This window comes from Pseudomonas sp. F3-2 (genome assembly GCF_038804275.1).
Taxonomy (GTDB): domain Bacteria; phylum Pseudomonadota; class Gammaproteobacteria; order Pseudomonadales; family Pseudomonadaceae; genus Aquipseudomonas.
On sequence record NZ_CP152388.1, the window covers coordinates 3,289,240 to 3,309,572 of the forward strand.

Consider the following 20,333-nt stretch of genomic DNA (forward strand, 5'->3'; position numbering starts at 1 on the left):
CATGACCGCCTCGATCGAAGTCCGCCTGAACGTGGACTTTCCCAATTTCAACGTCAATGTCGATCTGGCCTTGCCCGGACGCGGCGTGACCGCGCTGTATGGCCATTCGGGGTCGGGCAAGACCACCTGCCTGCGCTGCATCGCCGGCCTGGAGAAGTCTGCCAACGCCCTCATCCGCATCAACGGCGAGACCTGGCAGGACACTGCCGAGGGCGTCTTCGTGCCCGTGCACAAGCGCGCGCTGGGCTACGTGTTCCAGGAAGCCAGCCTGTTCGCGCACCTGACCGTGCGGGCCAATCTGGAGTTTGGCCTCAAGCGCATCAAGGCCAGCGAACGCAGGGTGCAACTGACGCAGGCGGCGGCACTGCTGGGCATCGATCATCTGCTCGATCGGCGTCCCGACACCTTGTCAGGCGGTGAACGGCAGCGGATCGGCATTGCCCGGGCGCTGCTGACCAGCCCGCGTCTGCTGCTGCTCGATGAGCCTCTGGCGGCGCTCGATGCGCAGCGCAAAAGCGAGATCCTTCCCTATCTGGAAAGGCTTCACGACGAGCTCGACATCCCCATGATTTACGTCAGCCACTCTCAGGACGAAGTGGCAAGGCTGGCCGATCATCTGGTCCTGCTCAGCAACGGCAAGGCCCTCGCCAGCGGGCCGATCGGTGAAACCCTCGCCCGCCTGGACCTGCCGCTGGCCATGGGTGATGACGCCGGCGTAGTGATTCAGGGCTCGGTCGTGGCTTATGACGCCCGTTATCACCTGGTCACCGTGCGCCTGCCCCACAGCGAGTTGAGCATTCGCGTCGCCCACTCCGCGCTGGAAGCGGGCAAGCCGCTGCGCTTCAAGGTGCAGGCACGGGACGTCAGCCTGAGCGTGCAACCGGATGCGCAAAGCAGCATCCTCAATCGCCTGCCGGTGACGGTGATCAGCGAAGTGGCGGCCGATAACGCCGCCCACGTGCTGGTACGACTCGATGCAGGCGGCACGGCGCTGCTGGCGCGCATCACCCGTTATTCCCGTGATCACCTGGGCCTGGCGCCCGGTCAGCAACTCTGGGCACAGATCAAATCGGTCGCGCTGCTGGCCTAGCCTCCGACGCGTTCCGGCTCGCGGCGTTGGCGGGCAGTGGCGCACGGCGATGGAAATTTGTCGGCACGACTGAGCGAGGCAAAGGTCAATGCAAAGACCCGTTATCAGGATTGACCGCCATGCAGGAACCCGCCCTTCTCGAAGCTTTGCCCAAGGATCTGCACTACGTCGATGACAGCCAACCGGGCTTCACACGCAAGATTCTGCGCGGCAAATTCGCCTATTTCGACACCGAAGGCGTACGTGTTCGTGACGAAGCTGAAATCAAGCGCATCAATGCGCTGGTGATTCCTCCGGCCTACACCGACGTCTGGATTTGCGCCGATCCGTGCGGGCATCTGCAAGCCACCGGGCGTGACGCGCGAGGCCGCAAGCAATATCGCTATCACCCGCGCTGGCGCGAGATTCGCGACGAAAACAAATATTCCCGCATGATCGCCTTTGGTAAGGCACTGCCCAAGGTGCGCAAGCAACTGGAGGCACAGCTGGCCCAGCCGGGCATGGGCCGTGAAAAGGTCATGGCCGCCGTGGTGTCGTTGCTGGACCAGACGCTGATCCGCATCGGCAACAGCCAGTACGCCCGCGACAACCGCTCTTACGGCCTGACCACGCTGCGCAACAAACACGTCGACGTGCATGGCAGCAAGATCCTCTTCCAGTTTCGCGGCAAAAGCGGCGTCGAACATCAGATCAGCGTGACCGACCGGCGCCTGGCCAACATCATCAAGCGGTGCATGGAGTTGCCGGGGCAGAACCTGTTTCAATACCTGGACGATGACGGACAGCGCCACACCGTCAGCTCCTCGGACATCAACCAGTATCTGCACAAGCTCACAGGCGCCGATTTCACCGCCAAGGACTATCGCACCTGGGCAGGCAGTGCGATGGCATTGGCCACCCTGCGCAAGCTGGAGTGGGAACCGGAGGCCGACGCCAAGAAACATATCGTTGCGATGGTCAAGGAGGTGGCCCGGTTGCTCGGTAACACCCCGGCGGTTTGTCGCAAATGCTACATCCATCCGGCGGTTCTGGAAGCGTTCGTGATTGGCGAACTGTCCAAACTGCCCCGCTTGCGCCAGCGCAAGGGGCTGCGCCTGGAGGAAGCGGCCCTCGCCGGCTTTCTTCAGGGCCTGCAAGCCGCCGAAGCGCTGAGTGAATCCACAGGAGAAAAACCATGACGTCCGATCAACCCCATGTTCCAGGCGAAGACCTCAACGATCCGAAGGCGAAACCGGCAGATGTTGCCGATGACCGCGAGCGCCGCCGCGAAAGCCGGCAGGACGAGCCCCTGACCGGGGGCGACAACGACGTCGCCGGGCATACCCCGAAAGTGCCTGGCGCACAGTAAGCTGCACGCATTGTTTTACCGGATTCAGGGCCTTATTCATGACCACTCCGCCGTACCTGCCTGACGACGCCGATCCGCGCGCCAGCGTCCCCTTCACTGTCGACGCCGACGCACCGGGATTCGTCCGGGTGCGAGGCGCGCGTGAGCACAATCTCAAGGATGTCGATGTCGACATTCCCCGGGACGCGCTCGTGGTGTTCACCGGCGTGTCAGGTTCCGGCAAATCGTCGCTGGCGTTCTCCACGCTGTACGCCGAAGCGCAGCGGCGCTATTTCGAATCGGTCGCGCCTTACGCGCGGCGTCTGATCGATCAAGTCGGCGTGCCCAATGTGGACTCCATAGAAGGTTTGCCGCCGGCGGTGGCGCTGCAGCAGCAACGCGGCACGCCCAGCACGCGCTCCTCGGTCGGCAGTGTGACGACCCTGTCCAGCCTGATTCGCATGCTGTATTCGCGCGCCGGCCATTACCCCGCCGGGCAACCGATGCTGTACGCGGAAGACTTCTCGCCGAACCTGCCCCAAGGCGCCTGTCCGGAGTGCCACGGCCTCGGTCGCGTTTACGACGTGCCGGAAGCATTGATGGTGCCGGATGACTCACTGTCGATCCGCCAGCGAGCGGTCGCCTCATGGCCATTGGCGTGGCAGGGCCAGAATCAGCGGGACATCCTTGTCACCCTGGGTTACGACGTGGACATCCCGTGGCGCGATCTGCCGAAAAAGCAGCGCGACTGGATTCTTTTCACCGAAGAGCAGCCTACTGCGCCGGTCTATGCGGGCCTGACGCCGGAAGAAACCCGGGTCGCCCTCAAACGCAAAATGGAGCCCAGTTATCAGGGCACGTTCATCGGCGCCCGGCGCTATGTGCTGCACACCTTTACTCATTCACAAAGCGCGCTGATGAAAAAGCGCGTGTCTCGATTCATGCGCGGCAGCCCCTGTCCGCTCTGCGACGGCAAGCGTCTGAAACGTGAGGCGCTGTCGGTGACGTTCGCAGGCCTTGATATCGGCGAGCTGTCGCAGATGCCGTTGCTGCGTCTGGCTGAAGTGCTGCGTCCGGTTGCCGCTGGCACCCTGGATCAGGACAACGACGCTCATGTGCTGGATCGCGAGCAGATCAAGGACGCGCGTAAAAAGCGGGTCAAGGCCGGCGGCTCGGCCCACGACGCAGCGCCCGACGTGCGCGCCACGCCGAACATGTCCATCGAAAAGCGCCTGGCCGCGCAACGCATCGCGCAGGATCTGCTGGCGCGCGTCAGTACGTTGACCGAACTGGGGCTGGGCTATCTGGCCCTTGACCGGAGCACGCCGTCGTTGTCGTCCGGCGAACTGCAGCGCTTGCGCCTGGCGACGCAACTGGGCTCGCAACTGTTCGGTGTGATCTACGTGCTGGATGAGCCTTCCGCCGGGCTGCATCCCGCCGACAGCGAAGCGTTGTTCACCGCCCTTCAGCAACTCAAGGCGGCGGGAAATTCGCTGCTCGTCGTTGAGCACGACCTTGAAACCATGCGCCGCGCCGACTGGCTCATCGACGTCGGCCCTGCGGCTGGCGAGAATGGCGGACGTGTCCTATACAGCGGCCCTCCGGCCGGGCTTTCGGCCATAGAAACCTCGCAGACTCGGCTTCATCTGTTCGCCGATCACAGCAAACTGCGCACCGAACGGCGAACTCCATCTGGCTGGCTGCGGCTTGAGGGCATCACCCGAAACAACCTCGATAATCTGTCGGCCGCCTTCCCGCTGGGTTGCTTCACTGCCGTGACCGGTATTTCCGGCTCGGGTAAATCCAGCCTGGTCAGCCAGGCCCTGCTGGAACTGGTCGGTGCGCAATTGGGGCGTGCGGTGAGCAACCCGGAACAGGAAGAGCCGAGTCTGGAGGACGATGCGCCGCAAGCCACCGGTGGCCATATTGCCGGCGGGCTCGAGTCGATCAAGCGGCTGGTGCAAGTGGATCAGAAGCCCATTGGCCGCACGCCGCGCTCCAACCTGGCGACCTACACCGGCCTGTTCGATAACGTGCGTAAGCTGTTTGCCGCCACCCCGGATGCGCAGGCTGCCGGCTATGACGCAGGACAATTCTCGTTCAACGTCGCCAAAGGTCGCTGCCCGGTGTGCGAAGGCGAAGGATTTGTCAGCGTCGAGTTGCTGTTCATGCCCAGCGTCTATGCGCCCTGCCCGACCTGCCATGGTGCGCGGTACAACCCGGAAACGCTGGGCATTCAATGGCAGGGATTGAGCATTGCGCAGGTCCTGCAATTGACCGTCGATCAGGCCGTCGGGGTGTTCGCCCAACAGCCTGCCGTGTTGCGTTCGCTGACCGTGCTGCGCGACATCGGTTTGGGCTACCTGCGCCTCGGCCAGCCGGCGACTGAATTGTCCGGCGGCGAAGCCCAGCGCATCAAGCTTGCCACCGAATTACAACGCAGCCAGCGTGGGGCGACGCTGTACGTGCTGGACGAACCCACCACCGGTCTGCATCCCACGGACGTCGATCGGCTGCTCACCCAACTCAACGCCCTGGTCGACGCTGGCCACAGTGTGATCGTGGTCGAGCATGAAATGCGTGTCGTGGCGCAGAGCGACTGGGTGATCGACATCGGCCCAGGCGCTGGCGTCAAGGGTGGGACCATCGTCGCCAGCGGCACGCCGGAAGCGGTGATAAACGTCGCGCAGAGTCGCACCGCTCCGTTCCTGCGCAAGGCCATGCCGCAGCATCGGGTCAAAGAATCAGCCAGGTAATACCGGCGCAGATCGCGATCAACACTGCACAACCGAAAAACTGAAGGTCGGTGGCAAAATCCAGTTCATCATCCATCGCAATGCACTCCATGGGATTCAGATGAATGAATGGATTCTGGCCATTTGCCCAAGTTCAGCGATTTTTTGAGCAGAAATGACCGGTTCCGATCATGACTGAGCAGTCAGTCCATTGGCCGGGAAGATGCGGACATGGCCTGCGCGATGTTGCGGCATGCGCAGCCCCTCCACTCATCAGGTGGCCTGCACCCTTTCGCCTGATGACCGCTCCAATGGCACACAGTCTCTGGAGGCAACGATCATGAACAAAATCACGGGCGCCCTCGCCCTCGCAGGTTTGTTTTCAGTCTGTTCGCTCAATGCACTCGCGACCGAAGACAAAAATCCGCAGACCGCGCTTCCAGTGGACGGCCACACGCAACCGGCAGAGTCCAATGCAGAAAAGGCCAACAAACGCGGCGAAGAAGCCTCCGGCTCGAATTCAGGCGCAGACGCCGATGCGTTGATTAAAGAGAAAGAAGCGCACAGCGCTGAGAAGAAGCCGGCCCAGTAGCACAAACGACTCAGGCGCTCTGGAGAGATCCATGAGCGCCTGAGTCAGACGGTGCGCAGCGCGCAGGTTAACGGCCTGCGATCAGGCCGCCGTCGATGTGCAGAATCTCACCCGTCGAGAACGCCGCATCCTCAAGGTAGAGCACGGCGCGCACGATGTCCTCGACTTCTCCCAGCTTGTTCATCGGGTGGAAAGCAGCCAGTTGCTCGACGATCTGCGGATCGTGCATCGGGGTCCGGATCACGCCGGGCGCGACCGCATTCACTCGAATGCCACGCTGGGCGTACTCGATCGCGAGGCTCTTGGTGGCCGAGTTCATCCCGCCCTTGGTGAGCATCGCGATGAAGGCCGGCGACAGTGAACTGGCGAACTCTGCAGTGGACGCGGTGATCTGCACCACATGACCGCTGCCCTGAGTCAGCATCACAGGAATGACCGCTTGAGTGGCGAAAAAGAATCCGTCCAGGTTCGTCCGCAACTTCAGCCGGTAATCATCCTCGGTGTAGTCGGTAAACGCCTTGCCGATGAAGATCCCTGCGTTATTGACCAGCGTGTCGATACGGCCGAACCGCTCCATCGCGGCGGCGACCACACGCTTGCTCGTCTCGGGATCACCAATGTCCCCCGCGACCGTGATGAGATCCGGATCGCTGGAAGGCTGGATCGAGCGTGACGTCGCGACGACCCCGTATCCTCGGGCGCGGAACGCGTGGACGATGGCCTCGCCCATGCCTTGCGAAGCGCCGGTGACTATCGCGACTTTCTTGATATCTGGCATTGCTGACTCCTTCTTGCTCGTTTGATGAGCCGAAGATAGAGCGTTGTCAGCTGATCGAATATTCCCTATCTTCTCTCAATGACTGATCAAAAACGCACAGCCCTCGATTGGCAGGATGTCAGGATCTTTTTGGCGCTGGCGCGTCACGGAAGCCTCTCTGCAGCAGCCAGAATGCTCTCGGTGAACCATGCAACGGTTGCGCGCCGGCTTCGTTCGCTGGAGGACAGCCTTGGCGAGAAGCTCGTGGAGCGGCGCCCGGACGGCTATGTCCTGACACTGGCGGGCACCCACGCCCTTCAGGCTGCCAGAGAGATGGAGCAGGCCGCCCAGGTACTGGGCCGCGGCATGCAAGACGGATCCCCTTCGGGCCTCGTCAGAATCAGCTCATCGCCGGGGCTGTGCGGGGGGTTTCTGATTTCCCGCTTGCCTGAGCTGATCGCCCGTCATCCGCGTCTGGACATCGATCTGGCACCTACGCTGCGTTCGGTCAGCCTCGACCGGCATGAGGCCGACATCGCCATTCGCTTCGACATCCCCAAGGACGGAGACATCGTCGCTCGCCCGTTGACCACGGTTGGCTACGGGTTCTACGGGACGCAGGAGGTCTGTCAGGCGACTGAAAATGGAGACAGCCTCGTCTTCATCGGCTTCAACGAGGCCGACGGTTATCTGTCCCAGGAAATCTGGATGACCCAGCATTTTCCCCGCGCGCGCGTGGCCTTTCGCGCCAAAGACCAGTTCCTCCAGTCCATCGCCGCGCGCTCGGGGATAGGACTCGCGTTGATCCCCCACTACATTGGCCGGGCCGCCCCGCAGCTGCGCTTGTGCGATCTGGGCCCCGTGCCACCGAGCAGAGAGGTGTTCCTGCTGACCCGAGGACGCGACCGGAAAGATTCGTCGATCAGAACAGTTGCGCTAGAGATAGCTGAGATGTTCGATCAGGCGCGCTCGCTGTTCACGTGAGCACGTTCAGATGAGAGATTTGGGCAAGACGGCAGGTCCCGACGGGTGCAGGACAGCGGCACAATGCTTCTTTAGAGACGTGAGAGCTTCTCAAACCGGCAAGAAAAAAGGCGCTTCGGATTGCTCCGTAAGCGCCTTTCTTGAATGGTGCCCCGAGCCGGAGTCGAACCGGCACATCCTTTCGGACGACGGATTTTAAGTCCGGTGTGTCTACCAATTTCACCATCAGGGCGATAGTGCAGATCAGCTTGAAGCCCTACGGCCATGAAGCTGACAAGAGCTGGGAATATATACATCCCCACGCAGTGAAGCAAGCCGAAAACGCCCTCATTCAGGGCGAAAACGGATTCCATCCGGAAATAAAAAAGCTCTGTAAATCATAGATCTACAGAGCTCGTTTATAGTGGAGGCCGAGGTCGGAATCGAACCGGCGTAAGCGGATTTGCAATCCGCGGCATAACCATTTTGCTACTCGGCCTCAAACGCCAAACGATCAGACAACGACCGCTCAACGCATACAAACTGGAGCGGGAAACGAGACTCGAACTCGCGACCCCGACCTTGGCAAGGTCGTGCTCTACCAACTGAGCTATTCCCGCTTGGTGTGGGCGCCATTCTATAGATTCAAATGACCCCGTCAACCCCTTGATTTAAAAATACTTATCTCGGGGTGCCGTCTCGCTGCAGCACCAGAAACGGGAAGCGCCGTTTGATCAAACTGAGACGCTACTCCTCAGTGGTCGTCCTCAAATGCGGCCATGCCGCCCGGAGGTATTGCACCATTGACCACAAGGTCAGGCCTGCGGCGACCATCAGCAGCACGTAACCCAACACGACCCAGAACGTGAACGCAGGTGGGTTGGCCAGCAGAATCACCAGCGCGAGCATCTGCGCCGCGGTTTTCCATTTGCCCAGGTTGGAGACAGCGACCTGAGCGCGCGCCCCCAGCTCGGCCATCCATTCGCGCAACGCGGAGATGACGATTTCACGACCGATGATCACCGCTGCCGGTAACGTCAGCCAGAAATTGGCATGCGCCTGAACCAGCAGCACCAGCGCCACCGCGACCATGAGCTTGTCGGCCACCGGATCGAGGAAGGCGCCGAACGGCGTGCTCTGCTGCAGGCGTCGGGCGAGATAGCCATCCAGCCAGTCCGTCGCCGCGGCCAGCGCGAAAACCGAACTGGCAGCCATGTAGCTCCAGTAATAAGGCAGATAGAACAGCAGAATGAAGATCGGAATCAGCAGGACACGTAATACGGTAATCAGATTAGGGATATTCATCGGCACAACTGGCTACGAGGTGAGCGGGCATTCTACTCGCTGTGCAGGTTCGCATAAATCGACTCTGCGAGCTTTTTACTGATTCCCGGTGCTTTGGCGATTTCTTCGACGCTGGCGCGAGACAATTCCTGCAGGCCACCGAAGTGTTTGAGCAGGTCTCTGCGTCGTGTCGGGCCGACACCGGCCACCCCTTCCAGGGTTGAAGTGCGGCGCGTCTTGCCACGGCGCGCCCGGTGCCCGGTAATCGCAAAACGGTGGGCCTCGTCGCGGATCTGCTGGATCAGGTGAAGCGCGGGGGAATCGCCTTTGAGCGTGAATTCATGGGCGGCGTCATTGAGGTAAAGGGTCTCGAAGCCGGCCTTTCGTGTGGTGCCTTTGGCCACGCCGAGCAGAATCAGATCGGGGATCGCCAGCTCATTCATGACGTCGCGGGCCATGTTCAACTGCCCCTTGCCGCCGTCCACCAGCAGGATGTCTGGCAACTTGCCCTCGCCGTCCTTGATCTTGCCGAAACGCCGTGTCAGCGCCTGATGCATCGCTGCGTAATCGTCCCCGGCCGTGACGCCCTCGATATTGTAGCGCCGATAATCCGACTTGATCGGCCCTTCTGGCCCGAACACCACGCACGACGCCACCGTCGCCTCGCCGCTGGAATGGCTGATGTCGTAGCATTCCAGGCGTTGCGGCGGCTCGTCGAGCTTGAGCACTTCAGCCAGCGCTTCGAAGCGCGCGGCGACATGCTGCCGGTTGGCCAGACGCGCTGCCAGTGCCTGCTCGGCATTGGTCACCGCCAGTTGCTGCCAGCGAGCGCGTGTACCGCGCACCCGGTGACTGATGACGATTTCGCGCCCGCGAGAAGCCTCGATCGCTTCGATCAATGCCGGGAAATCTTCATTGACCACGTTGACAATGACTTCGCCCGGCAACTCCCGCTCGCCGCCGCCCAGAAAATACTGCGCGAGGAACGCCGACATGACTTCACCGACCTCTTCCTCGATGCCGACCTGCGGGAAGAAATTCTTGCTGCCCAGCACCCGACCGCCGCGCACGCTGATGAGATGAACGCAAGCGCCGCCCGGGTTGACGAATGCCGCTACGACATCGACATCGCCAGTGCCGGCTTCCATGCTTTGCTGATCCTGGACACGACGCAGCAGACCGATCTGATCGCGAAGCTCGGCGGCGTGCTCGAAATTCAGATCCATCGCCGCCTTTTCCATCAGCGAGTTGAGCTCATCGGTCAGGGCATTGCTGCGCCCTTCCAGAAACATCACCGAGTGGCGCACATCCTCGGCATACACCTGCGGCTCGACGAAGTTGACGCACGGCGCCTTGCAGCGCTTGATCTGGTACTGCAGACACGGCCGGATGCGGTTCTTGTAAAAGCTGTCCTCGCACTGACGCACGTGAAAGGTCTTCTGCAGGATGCTCAGGCTTTCGCGGATGGCCCCGGCACTCGGGTAAGGGCCGAAGTACCGACCTTTCGCCTTCTTGGCGCCACGGTGAATGCTCAGACGCGGGAATTCGCCGTCGGACAAGTGCACGTACGGGTAGGACTTGTCGTCACGCAACAGGATGTTATACGGCGGCCGAGACTCTTTGATGAGCGTCTGCTCGAGCAGCAACGCTTCGGTCTCATTGGCTGTGATAGTGGTCTCGATCTGCGCGATCCGCGCCACCAGCGCTCCGGTTTTCGGTGCGTGGCCGGTTTTGCGGAAGTAGCTGGCGAGCCGCTTCTTGAGGTTCTTGGCTTTGCCGACGTACAGCAGCCGCCCATCGATATCGAACATCCGATAGACGCCGGGGCGACCACTGCAGGTGGACAGAAACGCGCTGGGATCGAACGGCTGGGTCATTTCAGGCGCTGGCATCGACCATGCCGTGGCGAACAGCCAGCAATGCCAGCTCGACGTCACTGCCGATCGAAAGCTTCTCGAAAATACGGTACCGGTAGGTGTTCACGGTTTTGGGGGACAGGCACAGCTTGTCGGAGATCGTCTGCACTTTCTGGCAACCGACGATCATCAAGGCGATCTGGATTTCCCGTTCGGACAGGAGATCGAAAGGCGAATTGCTGGTCTGCGGCTGGAACGATTTGAGCGCCAGTTGCTGGGCGATCTGCGGACTGATGTAACGCTGGCCGGCAAACACCAGCCGGATGGCCTGGACCATTTCGGTCAGCCCGGCGCCCTTGGTCATGTACCCTGCCGCGCCCGCCTGCAGCAGGCGGGTCGGAAAAGGATCTTCCTCACAGACCGTCACGGCGACCACTTTGATATCCGGATGGCTGCGCAGCAGTTTTCGGGTGGCCTCAAGACCGCCAATACCGGGCATCTTGACGTCCATCAGGACCACGTCAGGCTTGAGCTCACGTGCCTTTTTCAAGGATTCTTCGCCCGATTCGGCCTGGCCGACAACCTGCAAACCGTCAATGTCGGCCAACATACGCGTGATACCTGTCCGAACCAGATCGTGGTCATCGACAACCAACACCCTAATCAAGCAGACACCTCACGGAACAATTCATGGCGAACGATCGCCACCTTAGCAAAAAGAAAGTGCATGACCTAGCGAGAATGCTTTTTTGACGGCCTTGCAAGATGATCGACAACGAATCGGACACGCTATCATCATCGACCGCAGAACTTGCAAAAAATCTTCAAACGCGCGACTTCGAATAGCCCTTGAGCGGTTAGTGCGAATCGGGTTTCTTTTCCACCGCATACGAGGCTTTATATTCCGCCAGCGTAGTTGTCAGGCGGCGAATGGCGTCCTGATCTTCCTTGACGAGTGAACGGTAGCTGCCCAGCACCCACTCCTCGATCTGGCTCAGGTTTTCGATCGGGGCTGGCGTGCGATTGCCGGTCAACACATAAAGCACATCAACCCCCCTCGCGGCGACGTTGGCGAGGTAGTCGGCCTTCGGCGTGCGGTCGCCGTTCTCGTATTTGCCCTGAGCGTTGGGCTCCACACCACCAATTTCACCGAATGCGCGTTGCGAGAGCCCAAGACGCTCCCGCTCTTCCCGAATGCGGGCACCGATTCCACTCATTTGAATGCACAACCTTATTGACCCCATCCTTACGAATGGTAATATCCAGATAATTTGAACTGACTTGAACGGTTTTGAACTATGCCCGGAACACGCACCGCAGCACAAGCCAAGGCCTGGCTGGATCAACAGGGCAAATCGGTTCAGGAATTTGCAAGGGAAAACAAGGTAGACCCTGCAACGACTTATCAGATTCTTTCCGGACGCAAGAAAGGCCGCCGGGGAGAAGCTCATAAAGTAGCGGTACTTCTGGGAATGAAGATAGGGGTAATACCGTCAAAGGTTGTCACAGGAATTGACGCTTCCGAAGAGCCTGTTTCTTAATCAATCAAAGTACGTAGGAAGTTTCTGAAAGTTTGATTGAGCGCGCTTCGCTTTACGCGGAAGTTTTTCTCGCCGGCCCAGACACCTGTCAGAAAAAGAGACTGCGCGGGTCAGACAGAGATGACACGTTCCATCCACAACAGTGCCTGCTCTTCCCCTACGGTGACAAACCCCAGTCTTTTGTACCAATGGACTGCCGGGTTGGTTTTGAAGACTTTCAGCCGCACACATGCACAACGCTGCTCTATCGCCATCTCGGTAACGCGACCCATGACCCGGCCGCCCACGCCTTCACCGCGATAGCGTTCGATCAGTTGAACATCGCGCACATACAGATAACCGCTCTCCCGCGTCACACCCAGATAGCCCGCGCACGTGTCGGCCTTGAGGATCAGGTAGTTCTCCCTCAGCGGCCATTGCGCATCGAACCCCTCGGGCTGCCAGATCAGTCCGCATTGACTGTAATAGTCGCGCATGTTCACGCGAGTCAACTCACGGGCGAATGCAAGGTCGGCGTCGGACGCCGGGTGCAGGGAAACATCCTTATTGACCTGCTTTTTCATGCAGCCCTCCTGTCAGGCATTCCACGACTATTCCACGACCTATGTTCGGCAAGTCGCCCACCACTATCCCGACATTCTACGCAGCGGCAGCTTCTCGGACATCCGAGGTCGCCAGGCAATGAACAATCGATGACCTTCATTGAATATTCCAATTGAACAGCGCAGCGTGCCTGAAGTAAGCTCGCGGTCACACAACGGAGACACACCATGTTGCATTCCCTCTCATCTCAGCTGCATGCCTCTGCCGACGCCTTGCGTCAGGCTGCGGATCTGGCTGCGTGGGACGCGACGAAGACTACCTCCGCGACTTCTTATTTTTATGGGTATTGGTTTAGCCACTGGCGCGCCTGATACCCACACGGCGCCCACGAATACGGGACGCCACCAGAGATAACTCTACCCCCGGTCGGCCTCCCGACCGGGGGTTTTGTTTTTTTGGCCTGCCTTAAACCTGACTAACGCTCCGCATCGAGGAAACCAACATGAACCACAGCAACTATTACCGCTACGACATCAGCTACGCATGGCGATTTAGCAACCTCCGTTCGGGACAGCCAGCCGCCTCCGATCGGTCACTGACAGGTGGCAATACAACTCACAGCGCCGACCCGGCCAATTGTCGAACACCCCAGTAGGTCCGCGCGGGACAACGCCCGCCGACCAGGAAGCCTTGAAATGAACTCGTCCGTCGCCGCAACAAACCTGTCCGATCTGCCGTCCGCTGCCGTGACCCTGCTCGACAGTCACCCCGCTCCGCTGCGTTTGCCCAGCGCTCTGGCGCTGAAACAGCAGTTATCGCTCGATGCCGCGCTCACTGCGCAGATCGCAGCCCATCGCCAATCCGTATGCGCCATTCTCAACGGCGAAGATTCGCGTCTTCTCGTCGTCGTAGGCCCCTGCTCCATTCATGACCCTGAGTCCGCGCTTGAATACGCGGCGCGTCTTGCCGGTCTGGCAGAGGAAGTCAGCGACCAGATGCTGCTGGTGATGCGCGCCTACGTCGAGAAGCCCCGCACGACCGTGGGCTGGAAAGGCCTGGCGTACGACCCGCACCTTGACGGCAGCGATGACATGGCCGCAGGCCTGACGTTGTCCCGGCACCTGATGCGTGAGATGACCCGACTCGGCCTGCCCATCGCCACTGAATTGCTCCAGCCCATGGCGGCAGGCTACTTCGATGACCTGCTGAGCTGGGTCGCCATCGGCGCGCGCACCACCGAGTCGCAGATTCATCGTGAAATGGCGAGCGGGCTGCAGATGCCGGTCGGCTTCAAGAACGGCACCGACGGCGGGATCGCCGTTGCCTGTGACGCGATTCGTTCAGCGGCGCATGCGCACCGTCATTTCGGCGTCGACGCGCACGGTCATCCGGCGATCATCGAAACCCGCGGCAATCCGGACACTCACATCGTCCTGCGTGGCGGTCACAACGGCCCCAACTACGGCGCGCAGAGTATCGACGCGGTGAATGCCAGCCTGGACAAACAGCGCATTGCCGCGCGAATCATGGTCGACTGCAGTCATGCCAACAGCGGCAAAGACCCCTTGCGTCAGCCGCAGGTCTTCAATGATGTGCTGAACCAGCGTCTGGCAGGCGACCGGACGCTGATCGGCATGATGCTGGAAAGCCATCTGTTCGAGGGCTGCCAGCCGTTCAGCGATTCGCTGCGCTACGGCGTGTCGATCACCGACGGTTGCCTGGGCTGGAACGGCACCGAGCAACTGCTGCGTGATGCCGTCGACAAGCTGCGTTACAGATAACATTTCCAGGTGGGAAGCCATGGCGTGAACCGTCATCGGTTTCCCATCGACGTGTCACCGTTATCAGCCCGGTCGCGCGCCTGTTCAGACGCAGCCCGTAGGACGCACTCGCTCGCTCGTGCGGCCTTCTTCCTTATCCGCCCGCAGATGTTTAACCCTCTGCCAAAAACCGGCGCCTCCGGGCGCGCGGCGCGACGGCCTTTCACTTGGTCAACAAGGCGGCGCCTCAGATCCCGGCACAACACCGAGCTGTGGGAAACGCTTAGTCTCGTTCGCCCAACTCAGTGAGCGGACTGTCGAATATGTACACGGAAGTCACCACCAAATATCCCATCCTGCTGGTCCACGGCTTGTTCGGGTTTGATCGCATCGGTCAGTTCGAAATGTTTCACGGAGTCCGGCAAGCCCTCGAGAAAGCCGGTTGCAGGACCCATGTGCCTGCACTGTCTGGCGTACACGATAACGAAATCCGCGGCGAGCAACTCATTGAGCAGATCGAGCGATTCCTTAAACGCACGGGATACCTGAAGGTCAACCTCATCGGCCACAGTCAAGGCGCACTCACTTGCCGTTATGTCGCGGCCGTTCGACCGGGCATGGTGGCGTCAGTCACCTCGGTCAGCGGCCCCAATCACGGCTCCGAAGTGGCCGACCAATTGCGCCGCGCACTCACGCCAGGAAACATGCCCGAGGCCGCCGCCGCACGAATGGCGTCAGGCTTCGCTCACTTCCTGTCCCTGCTCAGCGGCAATGGCCACCTGCCGCAAAGCCCGGTGGACGCACTGGACGCCCTGACCCGCGAGGGCGTGGCGCGCTTCAACAGCCGCTATCCGCAGGGCTTGCCGTCCGAGTGGGGCGGTGAAGGCAATGAGCGGGTCGACGGTGTGCATTATTACTCCTGGAGTGGCTGCATTCAGGACTCGCTGTTTTCGGAGGGGCGCAACGCACTGGACCCGTTACACCTGGCACTGCGCGGTTATGCGCGGCTGTTCGAGCAGGAAACTGACTGCAACGACGGGCTTGTCGGACGCTGCAGCTCTCACCTGGGCAAAGTGATCCGCAGCGACTATCCGATGGACCATGTCGACACCATCAATCAAACCGCTGGTCTGGTGCGCGCAAATATTGACCCGGTAAAACTGTACGTCGACCATGCTGCATTGCTGTTCAGCAAAGGTCTGTAGCGGCTGATGATGTCCCTGCTGTGCGCGGTCCGGGACCCGGAACTTTCTCGGGAAAAGCCTCCCTTAATCCGGTAGGCTCTTTCCTTTTTTAACAGGAGTACCCCAAATGGCCAAAGCCACTGCCCGCCACATCCTTGTGTCCAGCGAAGAGAAATGCAACGAGCTCAAAGCCCAGATCGAGGCAGGCGCTGACTTCGCGGAAGTCGCCAAATCCAACTCCAGCTGCCCGTCCAGCCGTCAGGGTGGCGATCTGGGTTCTTTCGGTCCGGGTCAGATGGTCAAGGAATTCGACACGGTGGTCTTCAGCGCGCCAGTCAACGTCGTGCAGGGCCCGGTGAAAACCCAGTTCGGTTACCACCTGCTGGAAGTGACCAGCCGCCAGGACTGATTCCGGCTTGACCGATACAACCTGCGGCCCGCTCTGACAAGCGGGCCGTTTGTATTCAGTGCGTGAGAAAAACGCAGCGCTGCCATTCCGGCAAAGAAATTGCTAGTTGTTATTGCTAGTTGTTAACGCCACGTCGTTTGGCAGCCATGACCCCGTGCAAATGTAAAGAAGTCATCAACCACTGGTAGTGTGCGGTTACAAAGATTCCGGCATTGAGGTACCTTGCCACCGGAGGTAACGAATAAAAACAATGGATCATCCACAGACCAGGCAGCAATCGCCTGATCACGACCTTCAACCCTGATGTTGCGCCCAACGTCAGTCAGGATTTGTGTAATGCGTTTTGTTTTTTCATCGCTGATGGTTGCAACACTGGTCCTTGTTTCAGGTTTTCAGTCCCTGTCCGCCGCACCTCAACACGCACTGACCGTCTACGGCGAGGCTCCCCGCTACCCGTCCGGTTTCCAGCACTTCGACTACGTGAACCCGAATGCCCCAAAAGGCGGCAGCATGCGTCGTTCGGCGCAGGAAATCGGTCAATTCGATCACATCATGCCGTACCTGGACAAAGGCACGGGCGTGTCGCAGGTCAATGGCTTGCTGTACGCGCCGCTGGCTGTCAGGTCACTGGATGAACCGTACACCGTTTATGGCCTGATCGCGGAAAAAATGGAGCGTGCTGCCGACGGCATGTCTCTGCGGTTCTACCTCAATCCCAAGGCACAGTTCTCCGACGGCACGCCGATCACGGCCGAAGATGTCCGCTACACCTACGACCTGCTGATGACCCAGGGCAGTTTGTCGTACCGCACCGAATTCCAGGACGTCAAAGGCGTGGAGGTCGAGTCGCCCACCCAGGTTCGCTTCGACTTCAAGAGCAACGAGAGCCGCACGCTGCCCCTGGACCTGGCCTCCCTGCCGGTGTTTCCCGAGCACTGGTGGAAAGATCGTGACTTCGCCAACGGCGGCGGCTTCGAGCCCCCTGTCGGCAGTGGCCCCTACCGCATCGGCAAGGTCGATCCGGGCCGCAGCATCACCTTCGAGCGTAACGTCGACTGGTGGGCCAAAGACCTGCCGGTCAATCGCGGCCTCTATAACTTCGATCATTTCAGCGTCGAGTATTTCGGCGACACCGACGTCGCGCGCCAGGTGCTGCTCGGCGGCGGTTATGACTACAACCGCGAATACTCCGCCACCGGTTATGCCGTTCGCTACGAAAGCCCCGCGCTGGCCGAAGGCCGGCTGCAACGCGCTCACCTTGCGCCAGGCGCCGTGCAAAGTTCTCAGGGCTTCGTATTCAACCTCGACAGACCGAAATTTCAGGACCGCCGCGTGCGCCAGGCGCTGGCCATGCTGTGGGACTTCGAGTGGACCAACCGGCAGATGATGCGCAACGTGTACGTGCGTCAGAACAGCTACTTTTCCAACAGCGAACTGGCTGCGACGCAGCTGCCGACCGAATCGGAGCTGAAGATCCTCGAACCCCTGCGCGGTCAGGTCCCGCCGGAGGTGTTCACCACGGTATTCCAGACACCCAGAACGGACGGCACCGGCTTCATTCGCGACAAGCAGCTGCAGGCCTTGGGCCTGCTCGAAGAAGCGGGCTGGATGCCCAAGGGCGACAAGCTGGTCAACGCGGACGGCGAACCACTGAGTTTCACCTTCCTCAATGGCCAGAGCGGTTTCGAGAAGATTCTGCTGCCGTACAAGCGCAACCTCGCGCAGATAGGGATCGACTTTGAAATCCGAAGGATCGACTCGGCGCAGTACCTGAACCGGGTAATGGCCCGTGACTACGACATGATCGTGACCGGCTATGGCGTTTCGACTTCGCCGGGCATGGAGCTGTACAACAACTTCGGTTCCAAAGTTGCCCGGGACTCGGGCTCGAGCAATTACATGGTGCTGCGCGATCCGGCGGTCGACACGCTGATCAATGGACTGGCCAAAGCCGACAGCAAGCCGGCGATGATCGATTACGCCCACGCACTGGACCGGGTGCTGCAATGGGGCTTCTACTGGATTCCCAACTATTACCCGCCGGGATCTTCCACGGTGTGGTGGAACCGTTTCGGCATTCCCAAAGTGCAGGCCAGCAACAGCGAAGCCATCGACACCTGGTGGGAGTTGAGCCCGCAGGCGCTGACGACCGAACAGTTCGCCCGGCAACAGGGTGATTCGGCCCTTCCATGGGAGGTGAAGTGATGTTCGGCTACCTGATGCGGCGTCTGCTGCTGATCATCCCGACGCTGCTGTGCATTCTGCTGGTCAACTTCTTCATCGTGCAGGCCGCGCCGGGCGGTCCGGTCGAGCAGGCCATCGCCAAGCTGCAAGGCGTGGCCGGCGGAACGATCGGCGCAGGGCACACCGAAACCATGAACGCGGGGCAGTCACGCGCCAGCCGCGGGCTGGACCCCAAGCTGATCAAGGAGATCGAGCACCAATACGGGTTCGACAAACCCTTGCACGAACGTCTGTGGCTGATGCTGAAAAACTACGCCCGGCTGGACTTCGGCAACAGTTTCTTCCGGGGCGCCAAGGTCACTGACCTCATTCTGCAAAAGATGCCGGTGTCGATCTCGCTCGGGCTATGGGCCACTCTCATCACCTATCTGGTGTCGATCCCGCTGGGTATACGCAAAGCGGTCAAGCATGGCAGCCATTTCGACATCTGGAGCAGCACGGCGATCATCATCGGTTATGCAATGCCCGCGTTCCTGTTCGCCATGCTGCTGGTGGTGGTGTTCGCGGGCGGTACGTCGTTGAGCTGGTTCCCGGTGCGCGGCCTGGTGTCCGAGAACTTCGATCAGATGACCACGCTGGGCAAGATCGCCGACTACTTCTGGCACTTGGTCCTGCCGGTGATTTCCCTGGTGATCGGCGGTTTCGCGACGCTGACCATTCTCACAAAGAACTCGTTCCTCAATGAGGTCACGCGTCAGTACGTGGTCACCGCCCGGGCCAAGGGCCTGAGTGAACGCCGCGTGCTGTACGGGCATGTGTTCCGCAACGCGATGCTGCTGGTGGTCGCTGGTATTCCCCAGGCGTTCATCAGCGTGTTCTTCGCCGGTTCGCTGATGATCGAAGTGATCTTTTCCCTCGATGGCCTGGGTCGAATGAGCTACGAGGCCGCTGTCTCGCGGGACTATCCCGTGGTGTTCGGGACACTGTTCATCTTCACCCTGTTCGGACTGCTGATTAAGCTGGTCGGCGACATCTGCTACACCCTCGTCGACCCCCGAATCGATTTCAGTGCGAGGAACGCATGATGAGCAGACTGTCTCCGGTGGCTCGCCGTCGTTTCGAGCGTTTTCGCAACAACCGTCGTGGCTGGTGGTCGTTATGGCTGTTTTGCGGGCTGTTCGTCCTCAGCCTGTGTGGCGAACTGATCGCCAACGACAAACCTTTGGTGCTCAGTTATCAACACTCGTTGTACTTTCCTGCGTTCAAACGCTACACCGAGCAGGAATTCGGCGGTCAACTGCCCTTCCAGCCCGACTACCGCAGTGACTACGTTCGTCAACTGATCACCGACGGTGACGGCTGGATGCTGTTTCCGCCCATCCCGTTCAGTGACGACACGCCCAACTATGACCTGAACAAACCGGCGCCCAGTCCGCCCTCTTCCATTAACTGGCTGGGCACTGACGATCAGGCGCGGGACGTACTGGCGCGCGTCATCTTCGGCTCGCGGGTTTCGATTCTGTTCGCCCTGGCGCTGACCGTCATCAGTGCGTTGATCGGCATTGCCGCCGGCGCATTGCAGGGTTACTACGGCGGCTGGGTGGATCTGATCGGGCAGCGTCTGCTTGAAGTGTGGTCCGGATTGCCCGTGCTTTACCTGCTCATCATTCTTTCAGGCTTCGTGGAACCGAACTTCTGGTGGCTACTGGGCATCATGGCCCTGTTTTCGTGGCTGGCGCTGGTGGATGTGGTGCGTGCGGAGTTTCTGCGCGGGCGTAACCTGGAGTACGTGAAGGCGGCGCGCGCGCTGGGGCTGGACGATCGCAAAGTGATCCTGCGACACATTCTGCCCAATGCGATGAACGCCACCCTGAGTTACCTGCCGTTCATCCTGACCGGCGCGATTTCAACGCTGACCGCACTGGATTTCCTGGGCTTCGGCATGCCGGCAGGCAGCGCGTCGCTGGGCGAGTTGATCGGCCAGGGCAAGCAGAATCTGCAGGCGCCCTGGCTCGGCTTCACGGCGTTTTTCACCCTGGCGCTGATTCTGTCGTTGCTAGTGTTCATAGGCGAGGCGCTGCGTGACGCCTTTGACCCGAGGTCCTGAC

19 protein-coding genes and 3 tRNA genes are annotated in these 20,333 nt (G+C 60.3%); 13 read left to right on the plus strand and 9 right to left on the minus strand.

Translation table 11 applies throughout. From position 1 onward, the window contains the following. The first annotated feature begins 1 nt into the window (after window position 1). The 5 genes from modC to AAGQ88_RS15025 all read left to right on the plus strand — a co-directional run bounded on the left by modC (window position 2) and on the right by AAGQ88_RS15025 (window position 5,744). Window positions 2–1,090, plus strand: a complete 1,089-nt coding sequence (gene modC, locus AAGQ88_RS15005) for a molybdenum ABC transporter ATP-binding protein (protein WP_342652795.1) — start codon at window positions 2–4, stop codon at window positions 1,088–1,090. Between the two features lie 119 nt (window positions 1,091–1,209). Further along, on the plus strand, window positions 1,210–2,268 hold the full coding sequence (locus AAGQ88_RS15010) for a DNA topoisomerase IB (RefSeq protein WP_342652796.1): 1,059 nt from the start codon (window positions 1,210–1,212) through the stop codon (window positions 2,266–2,268). Next, window positions 2,265–2,438: a hypothetical protein gene (locus AAGQ88_RS15015; protein ID WP_285426155.1), complete on the plus strand. Its 174-nt coding sequence runs from the start codon at window positions 2,265–2,267 to the stop codon at window positions 2,436–2,438. The genes AAGQ88_RS15010 and AAGQ88_RS15015 overlap by 4 nt, the downstream gene beginning before the upstream one ends. A gap of 38 nt (window positions 2,439–2,476) precedes the next feature. Further along, on the plus strand, window positions 2,477–5,173 hold the full coding sequence (locus AAGQ88_RS15020; protein ID WP_342652797.1) for an excinuclease ABC subunit UvrA: 2,697 nt from the start codon (window positions 2,477–2,479) through the stop codon (window positions 5,171–5,173). 232 nt (window positions 5,174–5,405) lie between these two features. Next, window positions 5,406–5,744 (plus strand): hypothetical protein, encoded by a 339-nt coding sequence (locus AAGQ88_RS15025; RefSeq protein WP_342652798.1) that lies wholly within the window; start codon window positions 5,406–5,408, stop codon window positions 5,742–5,744. Between the two features lie 67 nt (window positions 5,745–5,811). Here AAGQ88_RS15025 and AAGQ88_RS15030 read toward each other — a convergent pair whose 3' ends face one another. Next, on the minus strand, window positions 5,812–6,522 hold the full coding sequence (locus AAGQ88_RS15030; protein ID WP_342652799.1) for an SDR family oxidoreductase: 711 nt from the start codon (window positions 6,520–6,522) through the stop codon (window positions 5,812–5,814). Between the two features lie 78 nt (window positions 6,523–6,600). On the opposite strand from AAGQ88_RS15030, the gene AAGQ88_RS15035 reads away from it, so the two are divergent. Beyond that, the gene (locus AAGQ88_RS15035; protein WP_342652800.1) at window positions 6,601–7,485 is read left to right on the plus strand and encodes a LysR family transcriptional regulator; all 885 of its coding nucleotides are present in this window, start codon (window positions 6,601–6,603) and stop codon (window positions 7,483–7,485) included. A 145-nt stretch (window positions 7,486–7,630) separates the two neighbouring features. Here the strand turns inward: AAGQ88_RS15035 and AAGQ88_RS15040 are convergent. The 7 genes from AAGQ88_RS15040 to AAGQ88_RS15070 all read right to left on the minus strand — a co-directional run bounded on the left by AAGQ88_RS15040 (window position 7,631) and on the right by AAGQ88_RS15070 (window position 11,821). Next, window positions 7,631–7,717 (minus strand) — tRNA-Leu (locus AAGQ88_RS15040). A gap of 172 nt (window positions 7,718–7,889) precedes the next feature. After that, window positions 7,890–7,963: transfer RNA gene (locus AAGQ88_RS15045), tRNA-Cys, on the minus strand. 45 nt (window positions 7,964–8,008) lie between these two features. Continuing rightward, window positions 8,009–8,084: transfer RNA gene (locus AAGQ88_RS15050), tRNA-Gly, on the minus strand. Between the two features lie 127 nt (window positions 8,085–8,211). After that, window positions 8,212–8,769 carry a CDP-diacylglycerol--glycerol-3-phosphate 3-phosphatidyltransferase gene (gene pgsA / locus AAGQ88_RS15055; protein ID WP_285426150.1) on the minus strand — a complete coding sequence of 186 codons (558 nt, stop codon included), beginning with the start codon at window positions 8,767–8,769 and terminating at the stop codon, window positions 8,212–8,214. Between the two features lie 32 nt (window positions 8,770–8,801). Continuing rightward, window positions 8,802–10,625, minus strand: a complete 1,824-nt coding sequence (gene uvrC / locus AAGQ88_RS15060) for an excinuclease ABC subunit UvrC (RefSeq protein ID WP_342655816.1) — start codon at window positions 10,623–10,625, stop codon at window positions 8,802–8,804. Between the two features lies 1 nt (window position 10,626). Further along, on the minus strand, window positions 10,627–11,271 hold the full coding sequence (uvrY, locus tag AAGQ88_RS15065; protein ID WP_093458872.1) for a UvrY/SirA/GacA family response regulator transcription factor: 645 nt from the start codon (window positions 11,269–11,271) through the stop codon (window positions 10,627–10,629). Between the two features lie 190 nt (window positions 11,272–11,461). Continuing rightward, window positions 11,462–11,821 (minus strand): helix-turn-helix transcriptional regulator, encoded by a 360-nt coding sequence (locus AAGQ88_RS15070; protein ID WP_285426149.1) that lies wholly within the window; start codon window positions 11,819–11,821, stop codon window positions 11,462–11,464. Between the two features lie 81 nt (window positions 11,822–11,902). Here AAGQ88_RS15070 and AAGQ88_RS15075 point away from each other — a divergent pair, with 81 nt between their 5' ends. Beyond that, window positions 11,903–12,145: a DNA-binding protein gene (locus AAGQ88_RS15075; RefSeq protein WP_342652801.1), complete on the plus strand. Its 243-nt coding sequence runs from the start codon at window positions 11,903–11,905 to the stop codon at window positions 12,143–12,145. Between the two features lie 110 nt (window positions 12,146–12,255). Here the strand turns inward: AAGQ88_RS15075 and AAGQ88_RS15080 are convergent, their stop codons facing one another. Continuing rightward, complete coding sequence (locus tag AAGQ88_RS15080) at window positions 12,256–12,708, minus strand: GNAT family N-acetyltransferase (protein ID WP_285426147.1); 453 nt, start codon at window positions 12,706–12,708, stop codon at window positions 12,256–12,258. A 675-nt stretch (window positions 12,709–13,383) separates the two neighbouring features. On the opposite strand from AAGQ88_RS15080, the gene AAGQ88_RS15085 reads away from it, so the two are divergent. The 6 genes from AAGQ88_RS15085 to AAGQ88_RS15110 all read left to right on the plus strand — a co-directional run bounded on the left by AAGQ88_RS15085 (window position 13,384) and on the right by AAGQ88_RS15110 (window position 20,332). Next, window positions 13,384–14,469, plus strand: a complete 1,086-nt coding sequence (locus AAGQ88_RS15085; protein ID WP_342652802.1) for a 3-deoxy-7-phosphoheptulonate synthase — start codon at window positions 13,384–13,386, stop codon at window positions 14,467–14,469. A 302-nt stretch (window positions 14,470–14,771) separates the two neighbouring features. Beyond that, the gene (locus AAGQ88_RS15090; protein ID WP_342652803.1) at window positions 14,772–15,653 is read left to right on the plus strand and encodes a triacylglycerol lipase; all 882 of its coding nucleotides are present in this window, start codon (window positions 14,772–14,774) and stop codon (window positions 15,651–15,653) included. A 106-nt stretch (window positions 15,654–15,759) separates the two neighbouring features. Further along, window positions 15,760–16,041, plus strand: coding sequence for a peptidylprolyl isomerase (locus AAGQ88_RS15095; RefSeq protein WP_285426144.1), 282 nt, complete (start codon window positions 15,760–15,762; stop codon window positions 16,039–16,041). Window positions 16,042–16,377: 336 nt separating this feature from the next. Next, window positions 16,378–18,246: an extracellular solute-binding protein gene (locus AAGQ88_RS15100; protein WP_342652804.1), complete on the plus strand. Its 1,869-nt coding sequence runs from the start codon at window positions 16,378–16,380 to the stop codon at window positions 18,244–18,246. Next, window positions 18,246–19,310, plus strand: coding sequence for a microcin C ABC transporter permease YejB (locus tag AAGQ88_RS15105; protein ID WP_342652805.1), 1,065 nt, complete (start codon window positions 18,246–18,248; stop codon window positions 19,308–19,310). The genes AAGQ88_RS15100 and AAGQ88_RS15105 overlap by 1 nt, the downstream gene beginning before the upstream one ends. Next, window positions 19,310–20,332: an ABC transporter permease gene (locus tag AAGQ88_RS15110; RefSeq protein ID WP_285426141.1), complete on the plus strand. Its 1,023-nt coding sequence runs from the start codon at window positions 19,310–19,312 to the stop codon at window positions 20,330–20,332. The genes AAGQ88_RS15105 and AAGQ88_RS15110 overlap by 1 nt, the downstream gene beginning before the upstream one ends. Window position 20,333 lies beyond the last annotated feature (1 nt).

Coding starts and splice junctions, on each gene's coding strand:
- modC (WP_342652795.1), top strand. CDS start 2: ATGACCGCCTCGATCGAAGTCCGCCTGAACGTGGACTTTCCCAATTTC.
- AAGQ88_RS15010 (WP_342652796.1), top strand. CDS start 1,210: ATGCAGGAACCCGCCCTTCTCGAAGCTTTGCCCAAGGATCTGCACTAC.
- AAGQ88_RS15015 (WP_285426155.1), top strand. CDS start 2,265: ATGACGTCCGATCAACCCCATGTTCCAGGCGAAGACCTCAACGATCCG.
- AAGQ88_RS15020 (WP_342652797.1), top strand. CDS start 2,477: ATGACCACTCCGCCGTACCTGCCTGACGACGCCGATCCGCGCGCCAGC.
- AAGQ88_RS15025 (WP_342652798.1), top strand. CDS start 5,406: ATGCGCAGCCCCTCCACTCATCAGGTGGCCTGCACCCTTTCGCCTGAT.
- AAGQ88_RS15030 (WP_342652799.1), bottom strand. CDS start 6,522: ATGCCAGATATCAAGAAAGTCGCGATAGTCACCGGCGCTTCGCAAGGC.
- AAGQ88_RS15035 (WP_342652800.1), top strand. CDS start 6,601: ATGACTGATCAAAAACGCACAGCCCTCGATTGGCAGGATGTCAGGATC.
- pgsA (WP_285426150.1), bottom strand. CDS start 8,769: ATGAATATCCCTAATCTGATTACCGTATTACGTGTCCTGCTGATTCCG.
- uvrC (WP_342655816.1), bottom strand. CDS start 10,625: ATGACCCAGCCGTTCGATCCCAGCGCGTTTCTGTCCACCTGCAGTGGT.
- AAGQ88_RS15070 (WP_285426149.1), bottom strand. CDS start 11,821: ATGAGTGGAATCGGTGCCCGCATTCGGGAAGAGCGGGAGCGTCTTGGG.
- AAGQ88_RS15075 (WP_342652801.1), top strand. CDS start 11,903: ATGCCCGGAACACGCACCGCAGCACAAGCCAAGGCCTGGCTGGATCAA.
- AAGQ88_RS15080 (WP_285426147.1), bottom strand. CDS start 12,708: ATGAAAAAGCAGGTCAATAAGGATGTTTCCCTGCACCCGGCGTCCGAC.
- AAGQ88_RS15085 (WP_342652802.1), top strand. CDS start 13,384: ATGAACTCGTCCGTCGCCGCAACAAACCTGTCCGATCTGCCGTCCGCT.
- AAGQ88_RS15090 (WP_342652803.1), top strand. CDS start 14,772: ATGTACACGGAAGTCACCACCAAATATCCCATCCTGCTGGTCCACGGC.
- AAGQ88_RS15095 (WP_285426144.1), top strand. CDS start 15,760: ATGGCCAAAGCCACTGCCCGCCACATCCTTGTGTCCAGCGAAGAGAAA.
- AAGQ88_RS15100 (WP_342652804.1), top strand. CDS start 16,378: ATGCGTTTTGTTTTTTCATCGCTGATGGTTGCAACACTGGTCCTTGTT.
- AAGQ88_RS15105 (WP_342652805.1), top strand. CDS start 18,246: ATGTTCGGCTACCTGATGCGGCGTCTGCTGCTGATCATCCCGACGCTG.
- AAGQ88_RS15110 (WP_285426141.1), top strand. CDS start 19,310: ATGAGCAGACTGTCTCCGGTGGCTCGCCGTCGTTTCGAGCGTTTTCGC.